Source organism: Pseudomonas sp. 8(2025) (genome assembly GCF_052665325.1).
In genome coordinates this window covers 78,645-91,568 of sequence record NZ_JBQOIE010000009.1, presented here as the reverse complement: position 1 = coordinate 91,568, position 12,924 = coordinate 78,645, and the positions used below count along the sequence as shown (strand labels likewise).

At 62.3% G+C, this 12,924-nt stretch carries 15 protein-coding genes and 1 pseudogene; 8 read left to right on the top strand and 8 right to left on the bottom strand.

Going from position 1 to position 12,924, the window contains the following annotated elements:
- The first annotated feature begins 6 nt into the window (after nt 1–6).
- The 3 genes from ACUXVH_RS18200 (at nt 7) to def (ending at nt 1,871) form a co-directional block, all read left to right on the top strand.
- Nucleotides 7–198, top strand: a complete 192-nt coding sequence (locus ACUXVH_RS18200; RefSeq protein ID WP_011062850.1) for a CsbD family protein — start codon at nt 7–9, stop codon at nt 196–198.
- Between the two features lie 186 nt (nt 199–384).
- Nucleotides 385–1,329 carry a YihY/virulence factor BrkB family protein gene (locus tag ACUXVH_RS18195; protein WP_015636729.1) on the top strand — a complete coding sequence of 315 codons (945 nt, stop codon included), beginning with the start codon at nt 385–387 and terminating at the stop codon, nt 1,327–1,329.
- 2 nt (nt 1,330–1,331) lie between these two features.
- Nucleotides 1,332–1,871 carry a peptide deformylase gene (def, locus tag ACUXVH_RS18190; RefSeq protein ID WP_011062848.1) on the top strand — a complete coding sequence of 180 codons (540 nt, stop codon included), beginning with the start codon at nt 1,332–1,334 and terminating at the stop codon, nt 1,869–1,871.
- 18 nt (nt 1,872–1,889) lie between these two features.
- On the opposite strand, the gene ACUXVH_RS18185 is transcribed toward def, so the two are convergent.
- Together ACUXVH_RS18185 and gstA are read right to left on the bottom strand one after the other, a co-directional pair.
- Nucleotides 1,890–2,315, bottom strand: coding sequence for a GNAT family N-acetyltransferase (locus tag ACUXVH_RS18185; RefSeq protein ID WP_065365382.1), 426 nt, complete (start codon nt 2,313–2,315; stop codon nt 1,890–1,892).
- 265 nt (nt 2,316–2,580) lie between these two features.
- Entirely contained in the window at nt 2,581–3,183 is a 603-nt protein-coding gene (gstA, locus tag ACUXVH_RS18180) for a glutathione transferase GstA (protein ID WP_123397311.1), read from the bottom strand.
- A 98-nt stretch (nt 3,184–3,281) separates the two neighbouring features.
- Here gstA and ACUXVH_RS18175 point away from each other — a divergent pair, with 98 nt between their 5' ends.
- The 3 genes and pseudogenes from ACUXVH_RS18175 to ACUXVH_RS18165 all read left to right on the top strand — a co-directional run bounded on the left by ACUXVH_RS18175 (nt 3,282) and on the right by ACUXVH_RS18165 (nt 5,999).
- Nucleotides 3,282–4,142, top strand: coding sequence for a LysR family transcriptional regulator (locus tag ACUXVH_RS18175; protein ID WP_041774414.1), 861 nt, complete (start codon nt 3,282–3,284; stop codon nt 4,140–4,142).
- Nucleotides 4,143–4,679: 537 nt separating this feature from the next.
- Nucleotides 4,680–5,453 (top strand): annotated as a pseudogene (locus ACUXVH_RS18170) (PAS domain-containing protein); the annotation flags it as partial.
- A 6-nt stretch (nt 5,454–5,459) separates the two neighbouring features.
- Complete coding sequence (locus ACUXVH_RS18165) at nt 5,460–5,999, top strand: methyl-accepting chemotaxis protein (protein ID WP_225368817.1); 540 nt, start codon at nt 5,460–5,462, stop codon at nt 5,997–5,999.
- 62 nt (nt 6,000–6,061) lie between these two features.
- On the opposite strand, the gene ACUXVH_RS18160 is transcribed toward ACUXVH_RS18165, so the two are convergent.
- The 5 genes from ACUXVH_RS18160 to ACUXVH_RS18140 all read right to left on the bottom strand — a co-directional run bounded on the left by ACUXVH_RS18160 (nt 6,062) and on the right by ACUXVH_RS18140 (nt 10,262).
- A complete protein-coding gene (locus tag ACUXVH_RS18160; protein ID WP_011062843.1) occupies nt 6,062–6,571 on the bottom strand; it encodes a hypothetical protein in 510 nt (169 codons plus the stop codon).
- 160 nt (nt 6,572–6,731) lie between these two features.
- Complete coding sequence (locus tag ACUXVH_RS18155; protein ID WP_019093580.1) at nt 6,732–8,147, bottom strand: MFS transporter; 1,416 nt, start codon at nt 8,145–8,147, stop codon at nt 6,732–6,734.
- Between the two features lie 179 nt (nt 8,148–8,326).
- Nucleotides 8,327–9,070, bottom strand: a complete 744-nt coding sequence (locus ACUXVH_RS18150; RefSeq protein WP_011062841.1) for an NAD-dependent epimerase/dehydratase family protein — start codon at nt 9,068–9,070, stop codon at nt 8,327–8,329.
- A 37-nt stretch (nt 9,071–9,107) separates the two neighbouring features.
- Nucleotides 9,108–9,740 (bottom strand): glutathione S-transferase family protein, encoded by a 633-nt coding sequence (locus ACUXVH_RS18145; RefSeq protein ID WP_011062840.1) that lies wholly within the window; start codon nt 9,738–9,740, stop codon nt 9,108–9,110.
- Between the two features lie 90 nt (nt 9,741–9,830).
- Nucleotides 9,831–10,262 (bottom strand): PACE efflux transporter, encoded by a 432-nt coding sequence (locus tag ACUXVH_RS18140; protein ID WP_015636721.1) that lies wholly within the window; start codon nt 10,260–10,262, stop codon nt 9,831–9,833.
- 123 nt (nt 10,263–10,385) lie between these two features.
- On the opposite strand from ACUXVH_RS18140, the gene ACUXVH_RS18135 reads away from it, so the two are divergent.
- A complete protein-coding gene (locus ACUXVH_RS18135) occupies nt 10,386–11,300 on the top strand; it encodes a LysR family transcriptional regulator (protein WP_011062838.1) in 915 nt (304 codons plus the stop codon).
- A 4-nt stretch (nt 11,301–11,304) separates the two neighbouring features.
- Here the strand turns inward: ACUXVH_RS18135 and ACUXVH_RS18130 are convergent, their stop codons facing one another.
- On the bottom strand, nt 11,305–12,234 hold the full coding sequence (locus ACUXVH_RS18130; RefSeq protein ID WP_041119577.1) for a LysR family transcriptional regulator: 930 nt from the start codon (nt 12,232–12,234) through the stop codon (nt 11,305–11,307).
- Nucleotides 12,235–12,300: 66 nt separating this feature from the next.
- Here ACUXVH_RS18130 and ACUXVH_RS18125 point away from each other — a divergent pair, with 66 nt between their 5' ends.
- A complete protein-coding gene (locus tag ACUXVH_RS18125) occupies nt 12,301–12,921 on the top strand; it encodes a LysE family transporter (protein WP_011062836.1) in 621 nt (206 codons plus the stop codon).
- Nucleotides 12,922–12,924: the final 3 nt, after the last annotated feature.

The window sequence follows — 12,924 nt, the reverse complement described above, 5'->3', positions numbered from 1 at the left end:
AATACCATGGGCAGCACAGCGGATAAGGCAAAAGGTCTGGCTAACGAAGCCATCGGTAACGTCAAGCAAGGTGTCGGCAAAGCCACCGACAACACCAAGCTGCAGGCTGAAGGCAAGCTGCAGGAGAAGAAAGGCGAAGCCCAGCAAGCGGTGGGCAAAGCCAAGGATGCAGTGAAAAAGACCATCGACAAGGCCTGAAAACGGCCTGTTCGATGACCCACTGCAGCGGCCATCCACGGATGGCCGTTTTCATGTGAGGTGTGGGTGAGAGAGTGGAATCGGCCACTGGAAATGGTTGCGGTTCGCCAACTAGGCTAATTTGTTGTAGAAAACGCCCCCTGAGTCGCTATCGACTTCAACCTTTTTGCGGCGAAAGGAGACGCTATGATTTTTCCGGACCTCAAAGGTTTGCCCCTGCACCGGGTACTGATCCGCACGGTGAATGAGTTCATCGCGGACGAGATGTCCACCTACGCCTCGGCACTGGCCTACCAGATGCTGTTCTCGCTGTTCCCCTTCATTCTGTTCCTGATCGCCCTGATCGGTTTCCTCCATCTGCCGGACTTCTTCACCTGGCTGCGCCTGCAGTCGGAGCTGGTGCTGCCCCACGAGGCCCTGGAGCAGGTCAACCCGGTCATCGATCAATTGCAGCAGTCCAAGGGTGGCCTGCTGTCCATCGGTATCGTCATCGCCCTGTGGACCGCTTCGGCGGGTGTACGCCTGATGATGAGCGCGATGAACGCCGCATACGACGTGGTCGAGGGGCGGCCGATCTGGAAGCGCTTCCCGCTGTCGGTGTTCTACACCGTGGGCATTGCCGGCATGCTTCTGGCCGCCGCGGCGCTGATGGTGCTGGGGCCGCAGGTGATGGCCTGGCTGGCGGGGCAGGTGGGCCTGGAGGACTTCATCGTCACCCTGTGGACCATCCTGCGCTGGCCGGTGATCGTGCTGCTGATGATGGTGGCCGTGGCCCTGATGTACTACGTGATGCCCGATGTGCAGCAGAAATTCCGCTTCATCACCCCGGGCTCGGTGCTGGCGGTGGTGGTATGGATCGTCGCTTCCCTGGGTTTTGCCTACTACGTGAAGACGTTCGCTAACTACAACGCCATGTATGGCAGTATCGGTGCGATCATCGTGCTGTTGCTGTACTTCTATATCTCCGCCGCGGTGCTGTTGCTGGGAGCGGAGATGAACGCGGTGATCGAACACATGTCGGCCGAAGGCAAGGACCCTGGCGAAAAGGACTTTGACCAGCACGACGAAAAACAACACGTTTCGGGACTGGGCCGGGACCACTCGCTCAAGCCGACCACTGACGAAGCCTGATCATGATCCGTGAAATCCTCAAGATGGGCGATGAGCGCCTGCTGCGCATCGCCCCGCCGGTACCGCCGGAAATGTTCGACAGCCCCGAGCTCTGGGAACTGATCGACGATATGTTCCAGACCATGGAAAGCGTGGGTGGCGTCGGCCTGGCGGCGCCGCAGATCGGTGTCGACCTGCAACTGGTGATCTTCGGCTTCGAGCACAGCGAACGTTATCCGGAAGCCGAAGCGGTGCCGCAAACCATCCTCATCAATCCGCTGATCACGCCCTTGAGCCCGGTGCTGGAAGAGGGCTGGGAAGGTTGTCTCTCGGTTCCCGGCCTGCGCGGCGCGGTGCAGCGCTACCAGCACATCCGCTACGAAGGCTTCGACCCCAGGGGCGAGCCCATTGTGCGCGTGGCCTCGGGTTTCCACGCCCGGGTGGTGCAGCATGAGTGCGATCACCTGATCGGCCGGCTGTATCCCTCGCGGATCAGCGATTTCAGCAAGTTCGGCTTCACCGAAGTGCTGTTTCCCGACCTCGACCCCAACGCCGACGAATAAGCTCCGGCCCGCCCGGTGTCAGGGCCTCGACGCAGGCCGGTCGATGGCCATGGCCAGCAACGGTTTGCTGCGCTGGTAGCGGGCCAGCCGTTCGTTCAAGGCGTGTGGCAGGCAGGTCGTGCTGCAGAAGCCCATCGACCGGTACAGGGCCTGCAGGTCCGGATGGCAGAACAGCCAGACCGGGCCTTCGACGCTTTGCACGGCCTGCCCCACCAGCTGGCTGGCCAGCCCCTGGCCGCGACTGGTCGGGGCGACGAACAGGCCCGTCAGCCAATAGCCTTCAGCTGCCGGGCTCAGGCTCATGCCAGCGATGATTTCACTGCTTCTGGCAACCCAGAGCTGGCCCTCGGAAGCGGCGCGCATGGATGACCGGTGCTGGCGATAGAACTTGTTCAGCAAGGGCCGTTCAACCTCGGCAAGCAGGTTGATCTGGAGGTCGGGCATGAGGTTTCCGGATTTGGCAACAGGGGCCGGCGGATTATAAAAGAACCCTGGCCGACTATAGGTGCTATACCTGAAGCCTTTCCCGCATCAGTGGAGTGAACGTCATGTCCAAAGGTATGAACGCCAAGAAAAATGCCAAGAAAAAGCCGGCAAAGAGCGCAGACGAGAAACGCGCCGAAAAAAAGGCCAAGAAGACCGAAGTGAATATCTTCGGCCACTGATCACTTTGACGAAGCCCGCCCCGCGGGCTTCGTGCTCTCTCCCCTCAGGCCAGTTCCAGCGCCAGGGCATCGCGTACCGCCGGTCGCTGTTCGACCCGAGCCTGGAACCGCGACAGCGCCGGCCAGTTCGCCAGGTCTATGGCGAACAATGCCGTCCAGCGCAGGACGGTGAACAGGTAGGCATCGGCGATCCCGAACTGCGCGCCTTGCAGGTAGTCCTGGTGTTCCAGCGTCTGCTCGAGCAAGGCCAGGCGCTTGAACAACTTCTGCTTGAACACCTCTTTCACCCCATCATCGACCCCCGGATTGAACAGCCAGCCCATGATCCCGTGCACTTCGCTGGTAATGAAGTTCAGGGTTTCCTGCAGGCGCACCCGTTCCCAGCTGCCATTGGCCGCGGCCAGGCCGGACTCGGGCTTGAGGTCGGCGAGGTATTGCAGGATGGCCGGGCCTTCAGTCAGGACCTGGCCATCGTCCAGTTGCAGCGCGGCTACGTAGCCCTTGGGGTTGATGGCGAGGAAGTCCCGGCCGTCGGCGGTGCGCTTGCTGCGGTTGTCGACGCGGATGGCCTCGAACGGCAATTGCAGCTCGCGCAGCACGATATGGGAGGCCAGGGAGCAGGCTTGTGGGGCGTAGTAGAGTTTCATCGGCAGGTCTCTGGTGAACGTGCGAGCCAGTGTCGTGCAAGGCGGCAACATGGGTAAAATTAATCTTTCAGAACACTGCCATAAGGACAGCTACTGCCATGATGAACCTGATGCACTGGCGCCTGCTGGTGGCGATTGCCGAGTGCGCCACCATCACCCGGGCCGCCGAGCAGGTGGGCATGACCCAGTCCGGGGCCAGCCAGGCCCTCGCCCAGATGGAGGACATGCTCGGGGTGCAGCTGTTTGTCCGCGAGAGCCGCCAGGCGCTGCCCACGGCGATCGGTTTGCAGGTGCTGGCCCAGGCGCGGGTGATGCTTGAGGCCCTGGCCGAGGTCCGCCGGCAGGTGGACGCGGCGCGGGGCATTCCTCAAGGCAGTGTGCGACTGGCGGGCTTTCCCATGGTCCTGGCGACTTTCCTGCCGCCGTTGCTGCGGCGTTTCAAGCAGCTGTATCCGGGCATCGAGGTGGTGCAGCTGGAGGTCAGTGATGATGAGGTCGAAACGCTGCTAGAGGCGCAACTGGTGGACCTTGGGGTCGTGCTCAACCCGGCCCCCGAGCGCCGCTCTTGGTTGCTGGGGCGTGATTCGTGGGTCGCGGTGCTACCTGAAGATCACCCCTGGCAGGCCTCGACCATCGACCTTGAAACCTTGCTGGCGCAGCCCTTTGTCCTGGCCACCGGGGGCTGTTCGGTGAATGCCCGCAGCCTGGCCGCCGAGGCCGGGATCCCCCTGGCCGACGTCCGGGTGGAGGTGCGGGAATGGAACAGTGCCTTCAGCCTGGTGCGCGAGCGGCTGGGAGTGACTCTGGTGCCACAGAGTACGTTACCGGTGCAGCGCGAAGGGTTGCGGGTGCTGGAACTGAGCACAGGAGTGGAGCGGGAGTTCGCCCTGGTAGCGGCGCCGGGGCGGGAGTCGAGTGTTCTGGTCCAGGCGTTTCTGTCGACCCTCGAAGAGTTTTAGTGCGGGAGCTTCCCGGGCTTTGCCACAGGCTCTGTTTATGTCTTGTTTGTTACTTGTCGCGAATGCACTTCAATACCTCGAAAGTTGTGAAAACAGACTGACTAGTGGCCTTGCATAGAGACTGCGGCTGTCTATGCTCAATTGTGAAAATTCGTATCTGTTGGCCTATGAGTATCCGTCCCGAGCGGCCTGCGCCGATGTAACCGGTATGCGTGCGACCTTCATCCAGGGCGCAGTATTGAATTCATGAATAAAGGCGAGAGTGCGCAGTTAGAGGCACCGCAGTATCAGGAGTGTCGATTTAGATGGAGTTTCTTAACTTTGTTAGGTCAGGCCCGGAAATGGGGCATCAAGTAAAGGATGGCTTGATAAGAGCGTTGCAACATGGACTCTCCGATTAAACATCATTTATCACCTGACACTTCCTCTCTCATATGGAGGGAGGCGCTTGCCCTGTTTTATAGATCGTTGTGGTGGATCAGTTGAAAGACTAGAAACTTCCGTCAATCAAAAGACAGCGTTGAAGGTGATACAACCATGTTTAACCTACATCACAAGGCTGACCTGCTGGAAATCGAACGATTCAACTGTGCGCTGAGCGAGGCCAACGCCAAGTTGGCGGCGATCAGTCGTTCCATGGCGATGATCGAGTTCTCGCCCGATGGCATCGTGCTGGATGCCAATGAAAACTTCTGCCAGGTCATGGGCTACTCCGCAGAAGACATACGTGGCAAGCATCACCGGATTTTCTGTGAGGAAGAGTTCTATCGCAGCGAGGAGTACAGCAAGCTGTGGCGCGACCTGGGGCGTGGCGAACCGGTCAGCGGGACTTTTCTGCGCCTGGACAAGCGTGGCCGGGAGATCTGGCTCGAAGCCAGCTACATGCCGGTGTTCGATGCCGATCGTCAGGTGCGCAGTGTGATCAAGGTGGCGTCGGACATCTCCGAACGCATCCATGTCGAACATGAGAACCAGAGCCTGCTGAACGCTATCGGCCGTTCCATGGCCATAATCGAGTTCAGCCCGGACGGCAGGATCATCACCGCCAACGACAACTTCCTGAAGACCATGCAGTACACCCTGAATGAAATCGTTGGCCAGCATCACAGCATGTTCTGCCACCGTTCCGAGGCTGAATCCCCGGAGTACAAGCAATTCTGGGCTTCGTTGAACCGGGGCGAGTTTCACTCCCATCGTTTCGAGCGGGAAAACAAGTATGGGCAGACGGTGTTTCTCGAAGCCTCCTACAACCCGCTGTTCGATACCAAGGGCCGCCTGTACAAGGTGGTGAAGATCGCCAGCGACATCACCGATCAGATGACCACCTTGCGCTCCGCCGCCGAGTCCGCCCACAGCACCTCGGTGCAGAACGACGCCTGTGCGCAGAAGGGCTCGGAGGTGGTGCAGCAAACCGTGGAAATCATTCAGCAGATTTCCCATGACCTCAATGAAGCGGCCCACAGCATCGATGCGGTGAGCAAGCAGTCGGACATCATCGGCAGCATCGTCCAGACCATCCGCGGTATCGCCGACCAGACCAACCTGCTGGCCCTCAACGCGGCCATCGAGGCCGCCCGTGCCGGTGAGCACGGGCGCGGTTTCGCCGTGGTCGCGGACGAGGTGCGCAGCCTGGCGGCGCGCACCAGCCAGGCGACGGTGGAAATCGTCGAGGTGGTGCGCAAGAACCACGACCTGTCGACGAGCGCGGTGACCAGCATGCAGTCGAGCCTGAGCCGCACCGGGCTCGGGGTCGAACTGGCGAATGAGGCAGGGGAGGTGATCCTGGAGATCCAGCAGGGCTCGCGGCACGTCGTGGATGCCATCAGCCAGTTCAACTCGACCCTGCAGTTGCAGTAGCCGGTTTTCGCCGGGCACAAAAAAGGGTTCCCATGGGGAACCCTTTTTTGTGCCCGGCGGGGTTACAGCGCGGCGAGGAACTTCTCGTCCACCGGTTTGGCGCTGTCCTTGGCGTCTTTCTCTTCCTTGGCCAGTTGCATCTTGTCCTGCAGGCGCTGGGCAATTTCCTGGTTGATCGCCAGTTGGCGCTCTGGCGGCAGGTTCTTCAGGTCTTCCTCGGTCAGCCCCATGTCCTTGAGGATGCTGTCGCGCAGGCGCTGTTCCGGGGTCTTGCTCATGTAGTCCTTGAACTCGCTCAGCGCACCGGTTTCCGTCGCGCTGGTAGCCTGCGCGGCGCTGGCGGTCGGTGGCGTGGCCTGGAGCAGCACGCGGGTCTTGGCGAAGGCGGCGTTGACGTTGTCGTCCACGCTGTTGGCCTGCTGGCTGGAGGACTGGGACGCCGGATAGGTCACGGAGTTCTGGGCCTGTTGCAGCATGCCGCTGTACAGCGCGCTGGCGGCTGCGGTAGTCGGGTCCATATCGGTGCGCGAGGTGGGCTGCACCGAAACGGATTTCTGGGCGTTGACCAACATGATCGGGAACCTGTGTAAGAGAACTAGGCTGAGGTTTTAGCAAGTTCCATGCCGATTGATACGCCCTTGTATATCAAGGGCTTGGCTCAAGACGCCGGTCGTGGCTGCCAGCAAGCGGACAAGTCTTGCCGCTTTCAGGCAACCGCTGCCGGCGCCGTCTTCATGCGTGGGCAATGTCTTCCAGGGCCAGGTTGCGGGTGCGCGGCCCGAAGCGGCCGATGGTCAGGATCACGATCAGCATGCTGCTGACGATAAAGGCCAGGACCCCGGGCGTGCCGAAATGCTCGAGGAAAAAGCCCACCAGCAAACTGCTGAACACCGTCGACAAGCGGCTGAACGAGTAACAGAAGCCCACCGCCCGGGCGCGAATGTTGGTGGGGAACAATTCGCTCTGGTAGGAGTGGTAGCTGAAGCTCAGCCAGGCATTGCAAAAGGTGATCATCACCCCGCAGACAATCAGCCCCAGGGCGCTGCTCTGCAGGGCGAACAAGGTGCCGAAGGTCATGGCGCCCAGGGCCGAGCCGACGATCTGCCACTTGTTCTCGAAGCGGTTGGCGAAACGCACGAACAGCAGCGGCCCCAGGGGGTAGGCCAGGGTGATGATGAAGGCGTACAGCAGGCTGTGGGTGACGCTCACGCCCTGGCCCGACAGCAGCGCCGGCAGCCAGTTGCCGAAACCGAAGAAGCCGATGGCCTGGAACACGTGAAACACGATCAGCATCAGGGCCCGGCGGCGGTAGGGCGGTTGCCAGATATCGGCGAAGCGCCCACGGCCCTGGATATCCACGGCCTGGGGTTCGGGCTCATCCAGCGGCTTGGCGTAGTCCCGGGCGCAACGGGTCTCGAGGCCTTGCAGGATCCGGTCGGCTTCGTCGAATCGCCCGTGCTGGGCGAGCCAGCGTGGCGACTCTGGCAAGCGTGAGCGCAACCACCAGATGAACAGGGCGAACACCGCGCTGGCCAGCACCACCCAGCGCCAGCCGGAGATCCCCCAGGGCGCCTGGGGCACCAGCCACCAGGACATCAGCGCCACTGCCGGCACCGACAGGAACTGCACGAAAAAGGCAAAGGCGAAGGCCGAGCTGCGCATGCGCTTGGGCACCAGTTCGCTGAGGTAGGCGTCGATGGTCACCAGTTCGATGCCCAGGCCGATGCCTACCAGGAATCGCATGCAGATGATCCCCAGCGCCGTGCTCTGCAGCCCCATCAGCACCGTGGCCAGGGTGTACCAGATCAGGGCGAAGGTGAAGATCGCCCGGCGTCCGAAGCGGTCGGCTATCGGGCTCAGCAGGCTGGCGCCGAGGAACAGGCCGAGAAAGGTCGCCGAGGCGAAGGCCGCCTGGTCGGAAAAACCGAACACCCCCTGGTTGCCGCTGGCGAAGATCCCGTCGCGGATCAGCCCCGGGCTGATGTAGGCGGTCTGGAACAGGTCGTACAGCTCGAAAAAACCGCCAATGGACAGCAGCGCCACCAGGCGCCAGATCGTGGCCACGGCAGGCAGGCGGTCGATGCGCGCGCTGATGCCGGCGGCGCGTTGAGGGTCGAGGTCGCTGGTGAGCGGGGCAGAGGCGGGCATGCAGGGAATTCCACAGGACACAGAGCGGAAATCTTAGCCTGCTAACGGAAACCAAGGATTGTGAATCCACGTGCGTAAACCGGAGGATGCGCTGATTTATTGTCGTATTTCGTTACATCTGCCGGATTTATAGCGCAATGCCGGGCACCCGCGCGTGACGGCGGGTGCCCCGTGGTGGCTCAGTAGGTGATGGGAATGCCGAAATTTTCCTGGAAGGCATCGTCCACCGGTTCGTAGCCCAGCACCCGGGTGGTTTCGCTGAGGTCCAGGCGCTTGAAGCGATTGTTGGAAATGCCGTGGCCGATCAGCAGTTGCACCCCCGGGGTTTCCACTGCCCGTTGCAACAACTGCACTGCATCCCGTGGGCTGAGCCAGGCGCTCAGGTCGCGGGTGGTGGTCAGTTCGTGGTGTTTCGGGTCTTCGAACGCACCAATGCGCAGGGCAATGCAGGACAGCCCGCGCTTGGCGGCATAGAAGGCGCATAGCGCCTCGCCGTAGCACTTGCTCACGCCATACAGGTTGGCTGGCATCACCGGCATGCCCGGAGTGATCTGCCGGTCCACCGGGTAGCCCTCGATGGTCTGGGCGCTGCTGGCAAATACCAGGCGCCGGCAACCGGCCTGTACCGCGGCCTCGAACAGGTAGGTGGTGGCGAGGATGTTGTTCGGCAGCAACTCGTCGAAGCTGGCGCTGGCATGGGGAATGCCGGCCAGGTGCACGATGACGTCGATCCCCGGGAGCAGGCGGCCGATGGCTTGCGGGTCGTCGAGGTCCAGGCGCACGAAGCGGTGTGGCGCGGGGATTTCGAAGTCCGGCTCCACCCGGTCGGTGAGGGTGAAGCGGTGGCGCTCCTGGGAGCCCTGAAAAAACACCTTGCCGATCCTGCCGCAAGCGCCGGTCAGTAGTACGTTAAGTCCGTTCATTTCGAATCTCCGTTGGGCCAGAGGAGGGATGGCCAGCTCAGGCGATGCCATTGCGCCCGTGCAGCATGAAGCCCGGGTGCAGGCTGAGGCGTTCGTAGTAGGCGGCCACGGCGGGGTAGGCCGGGTGCTCCATGGGGGTCATCTTCCAGCGATTCACCGAGAGACCAAGAACGATATCCGCAAGGCTGAAATCCTCGCCCAGAACATAGGCGCCCGAGCGCTCGAGCTGGCGTTCGAGGATTTGCATCTTGGCATTCCAGGCCAGCAGGCTGGCGCCGATGCGCTGGCTGTCCTGGTAATCCGCATGCTGGCGCACCAGGCCCATGAAGGCATAGCTCCAGGACGGGTTCAGCTCGGTGGCCTGCCAGTCCATCCACTGTTCAACCAGGGCCCGGGCGCGCGGGGCCGTGGGCAGCAGGCCGCTGCCGGGGTGCAGGTTGGCCAGGTAGCGGCAGATGCTGTTGGATTCCCACAGGACCCCGGCGTCGTCGATCAGCACCGGTACCTGGGCATTGGGGTTGAGGGCGAGAAACTCAGGGGTATGGGTGGACTGAAAGCCACTACCCCAGTCTTCCTGCTGGTAGGAAAGCCCAAGCTCCTCACAGGTCCACAAGACTTTCCTGACATTGATGGACGAGGCTTTACCGAGAATTCTGCAGCGGGTTCCCATGACGCTTCCTTGTTCGTGGTACTGGATGGCCATGGGAATCTAACAGCGTGGCGTCGTCTCGGCGACGATCAATTTGCCGATACGGGTATCTCAGGCCGGATCGGGGAGGGCCGAGGCCGGCAAGCCGAAAACCCGGTCGAACAGCCAGTTGAAGGCAAAGGTGTAGCAGGGGATGAACAGGATCAGCGCCAGGTCCAGGAGAAAGGCCTGCACCAGGCTGATCGCCATCCACCAGGCGATCAGCGGGATCAGGAACACGATCAGGGTCAACTGGAAACCCACGGCATGGGCAATGCGCCGCTTGACCGTACGGGTGCGCGATGGCTGGCGGCTTTCCCAGCGCTCGAACAGGGTGGTGTAGATGAAGTTCCAGGTCACCGCGATGCTGGTGATGACCACCGCCAGTGGCCCGGTGCTGCTGGGCGAGGTGCCGGACAGCAGGGCCAGGCCCAGGGCCGAGAAGGTCATGCCGAACACTTCGAATAAAGAGACATAGACCAGTTTGCGTTTCACGCCTTGCATGCGGGTTCCTCGATTTTGAATGGGAATGGCCAGCCTGAGGGTGGCGCAGGGCGCGGAAGATAGCTTCAATCAAGGTGACAGAAAAAGTCGGAAGCTTTCAGTTTTCCTGATAGGTTGTTTCTCATGAACTTCTCCAGCGACAGCATCCAGTTGTTTCTCGCCGTGCTCGATCGCGGCTCCTTTTCTGCGGCGGCGCGTTCTTTGGGCAAGGTGCCTTCGGCCGTGAGCATGGGCATCGCCAACCTCGAGGCGGAGTTGGGGTATGCGCTGTTCGATCGCAGCCACCGCGAGCCGCTGCCCACGCCGCTGGCCTTGTCCCTGGCGCCCCATGCGCGGCTGATTGCCGACCAGCTCAAGCAATTGCAGGTGCATGCCGTCGAGCTGTCCCTGGGCCTGGAGAGCAAGCTGTCGATCGCGGTGGTGGATGACATCGACAAGCAACGGGTACTGGCCGCCATCAAGCTGATTGCCGAGCGTTATCCGCTGCTGGAAGTCGAGCTGCTCAGTGCTCCCCAGGATGACGTGCTGCACCTTTTGCACAGTGGCCGGGTCAGCGTCGGCGTGGCCTTTGCCGGGTTGAGCGTGAATGCCCTGGAGTATTTCCAGTACCTGGGCTGCGAGCGGATGATTGCCTGCATTTGTGCCGGGCACCCTGTGTTCCAGGCCAGTGACGGTTCGCTGTACCTGGAAGAGCTGATCAAGGTCCGTCAGGTGGTGGTGGCCAGCCGCGACCTGCCCCTGAGTGATACCCGGCCCCTGGTGGGCGAGTCGCTGTGGCGCACCGACAGCCTGGCCATGGCCCTGCACATGGTGGAGGCGGGGATCGGCTGGGGCAATTTCCCGCTGTCGGTGATCCAGCCGTTGCTGGCGGCGGGGCGCTTGCAACGGCTGCATTTCAAGAACATCGACAACGGCCTGGTGTTGCCGGTGCACGCGGTGTGGTTGAAGAACCAGCCTTTGCAGAAGGGGGCCCTGGCCCTGGTGCAGTTGCTCAGCGGCGAGGACCCGGCGCTGGGGGCCGTGGCCCCGCCTGCCTGAGTGCCTACGCCAGGGCTTGCCGGCGCAACCAGTGCAGCAGTTTTCCGCTGGCCGAATCCGGGTCTATGGCCTGGGGGGAAAGCAGGTAATAAGCGCTGCCATCGGCGACAAAGCCGAAGGGCGCACACAGCAGCCCGCCCTCCAGGTCGTCACGCACCAGTTGCCAGGGGGCAATGGCCAGACCCAGCCCGGCCACGGCCGCTTGCAGGCTGAAGTAGAAGTGCTCGAAGACCTGCTCCGGTGGCGTCGGGGCAACCGGTTGTTGCTGCAATTGCAGCCACTGTTGCCAGGCGTGCGGCCGGGTGGCGCTGTGCAGGCGCGGTGCCTGCGCCGCCAGTTGCGCCAGCCCGGCCGTTGCCGGGGTCCAGTCGGCCTGGCGCTCGGGGCGGCATACCGGGCCTATGGCTTCGTCGAATAGCCAGTGGGCCTGGGTGTCGCGGCTCCAGGCAAAGTCGTTGCGGCGGATCGCCAGGTCGATACCGGCACCGAACGAGAAGGGCCCGCCGCCGGCCAGCAGCTGGATCGGCACTTGCGGGTGCTCGGCATAGAACCCCGGCATGCGCGGAATCAGCCAGCGCATCAGCAGCGTCGGCTCGCAGGACAGCACCAGCGGTGCTGCGGGAGCCGGGGCTCGCAGGCGGCTGGCGGTGCTCTCGATCAGGTCCAGGGCCTGGGTCACGCTGTGCAGCAGTTCGGCTCCGGCGGCGGTGAGAAAGACCCGCTGGCTGCGGCGCTCAAAGAGAGGGGTGCCGAGGTCCTCTTCCAGGGCGCGCACCGCACGGCTGATGGCGCCGTGGGTCAGGTGCAGGGTGGCGCCGGCCTGGGTGAAGCTTTCCAGGCGTGCAGCGGCTTCGAAGCAGCGCAAGGCGCTCAGCGGGGGCAGGCGCCGTCGCGAGAGTTGTGAGTTTTTATCACCAGGAATGTCAGTTTTCATCGTTATCGGCCTGGGTCATGGTCCCAATACAGTAGTGCCTGATTCTATAGCCTAGGCGTATTCAACGTGACCGAACTGTTACTCGTAATCACCATTACCATTCTTGCTGTACTCAGCCCCGGGGCCGACTTTGCCCTGGTAACCCGCAACAGCCTGCTGCTTTCGCGCCGCCACGGCGTGTTCACGGCCCTGGGCATCGGGCTCGGGGTCATGGTGCATATCGGCTACAGCTTGCTGGGGGTGGGGGTGCTGTTGCAGCAGTCGCTGCTGTGGTTTACCGGCTTGAAGATCGCGGGTGCGCTGTACCTGATCTACCTGGGCATCAAGCTGTTGCGCAGCCCTGAGCAACGTCCGGGGGAAGAACCGGCAGAGGGGGCTCGGATGTCGACCTGGGGCGCCTTGCGCAGTGGCTTTCTGACCAATGCCCTGAACCCCAAGACGATGATTTTCGTTCTCAGTCTGTTCATGCAGGTGATTCAGCCGGGCACGGCCTTGCCGGTACAGATCGGCTACGGCGCGATCATCGTCCTGGCCCACGTGCTGTGGTTCGTGCTGGTGGCGCTGTTTTTCTCGGCACCGGCGATTGCCGGCCGGCTACTGGCCTACAAACGCCGGATCGATCAGTTGTTCGGCGCGGTGCTGGTGGGCTTCGGCCTGTTGCTCAGTGTCCTGAGCGTCAGGCCCTGAGGC

Excerpts from the sequence above, each read along its gene's own strand:
- ACUXVH_RS18200 (WP_011062850.1), top strand. The coding sequence starts at position 7 with ATGGGCAGCACAGCGGATAAGGCAAAAGGTCTGGCTAACGAAGCCATC.
- ACUXVH_RS18195 (WP_015636729.1), top strand. The coding sequence starts at position 385 with ATGATTTTTCCGGACCTCAAAGGTTTGCCCCTGCACCGGGTACTGATC.
- def (WP_011062848.1), top strand. The coding sequence starts at position 1,332 with ATGATCCGTGAAATCCTCAAGATGGGCGATGAGCGCCTGCTGCGCATC.
- ACUXVH_RS18185 (WP_065365382.1), bottom strand. The coding sequence starts at position 2,315 with ATGCCCGACCTCCAGATCAACCTGCTTGCCGAGGTTGAACGGCCCTTG.
- gstA (WP_123397311.1), bottom strand. The coding sequence starts at position 3,183 with ATGAAACTCTACTACGCCCCACAAGCCTGCTCCCTGGCCTCCCATATC.
- ACUXVH_RS18175 (WP_041774414.1), top strand. The coding sequence starts at position 3,282 with ATGATGAACCTGATGCACTGGCGCCTGCTGGTGGCGATTGCCGAGTGC.
- ACUXVH_RS18165 (WP_225368817.1), top strand. The coding sequence starts at position 5,460 with ATGACCACCTTGCGCTCCGCCGCCGAGTCCGCCCACAGCACCTCGGTG.
- ACUXVH_RS18160 (WP_011062843.1), bottom strand. The coding sequence starts at position 6,571 with ATGTTGGTCAACGCCCAGAAATCCGTTTCGGTGCAGCCCACCTCGCGC.
- ACUXVH_RS18155 (WP_019093580.1), bottom strand. The coding sequence starts at position 8,147 with ATGCCCGCCTCTGCCCCGCTCACCAGCGACCTCGACCCTCAACGCGCC.
- ACUXVH_RS18150 (WP_011062841.1), bottom strand. The coding sequence starts at position 9,070 with ATGAACGGACTTAACGTACTACTGACCGGCGCTTGCGGCAGGATCGGC.
- ACUXVH_RS18145 (WP_011062840.1), bottom strand. The coding sequence starts at position 9,740 with ATGGGAACCCGCTGCAGAATTCTCGGTAAAGCCTCGTCCATCAATGTC.
- ACUXVH_RS18140 (WP_015636721.1), bottom strand. The coding sequence starts at position 10,262 with ATGCAAGGCGTGAAACGCAAACTGGTCTATGTCTCTTTATTCGAAGTG.
- ACUXVH_RS18135 (WP_011062838.1), top strand. The coding sequence starts at position 10,386 with ATGAACTTCTCCAGCGACAGCATCCAGTTGTTTCTCGCCGTGCTCGAT.
- ACUXVH_RS18130 (WP_041119577.1), bottom strand. The coding sequence starts at position 12,234 with ATGAAAACTGACATTCCTGGTGATAAAAACTCACAACTCTCGCGACGG.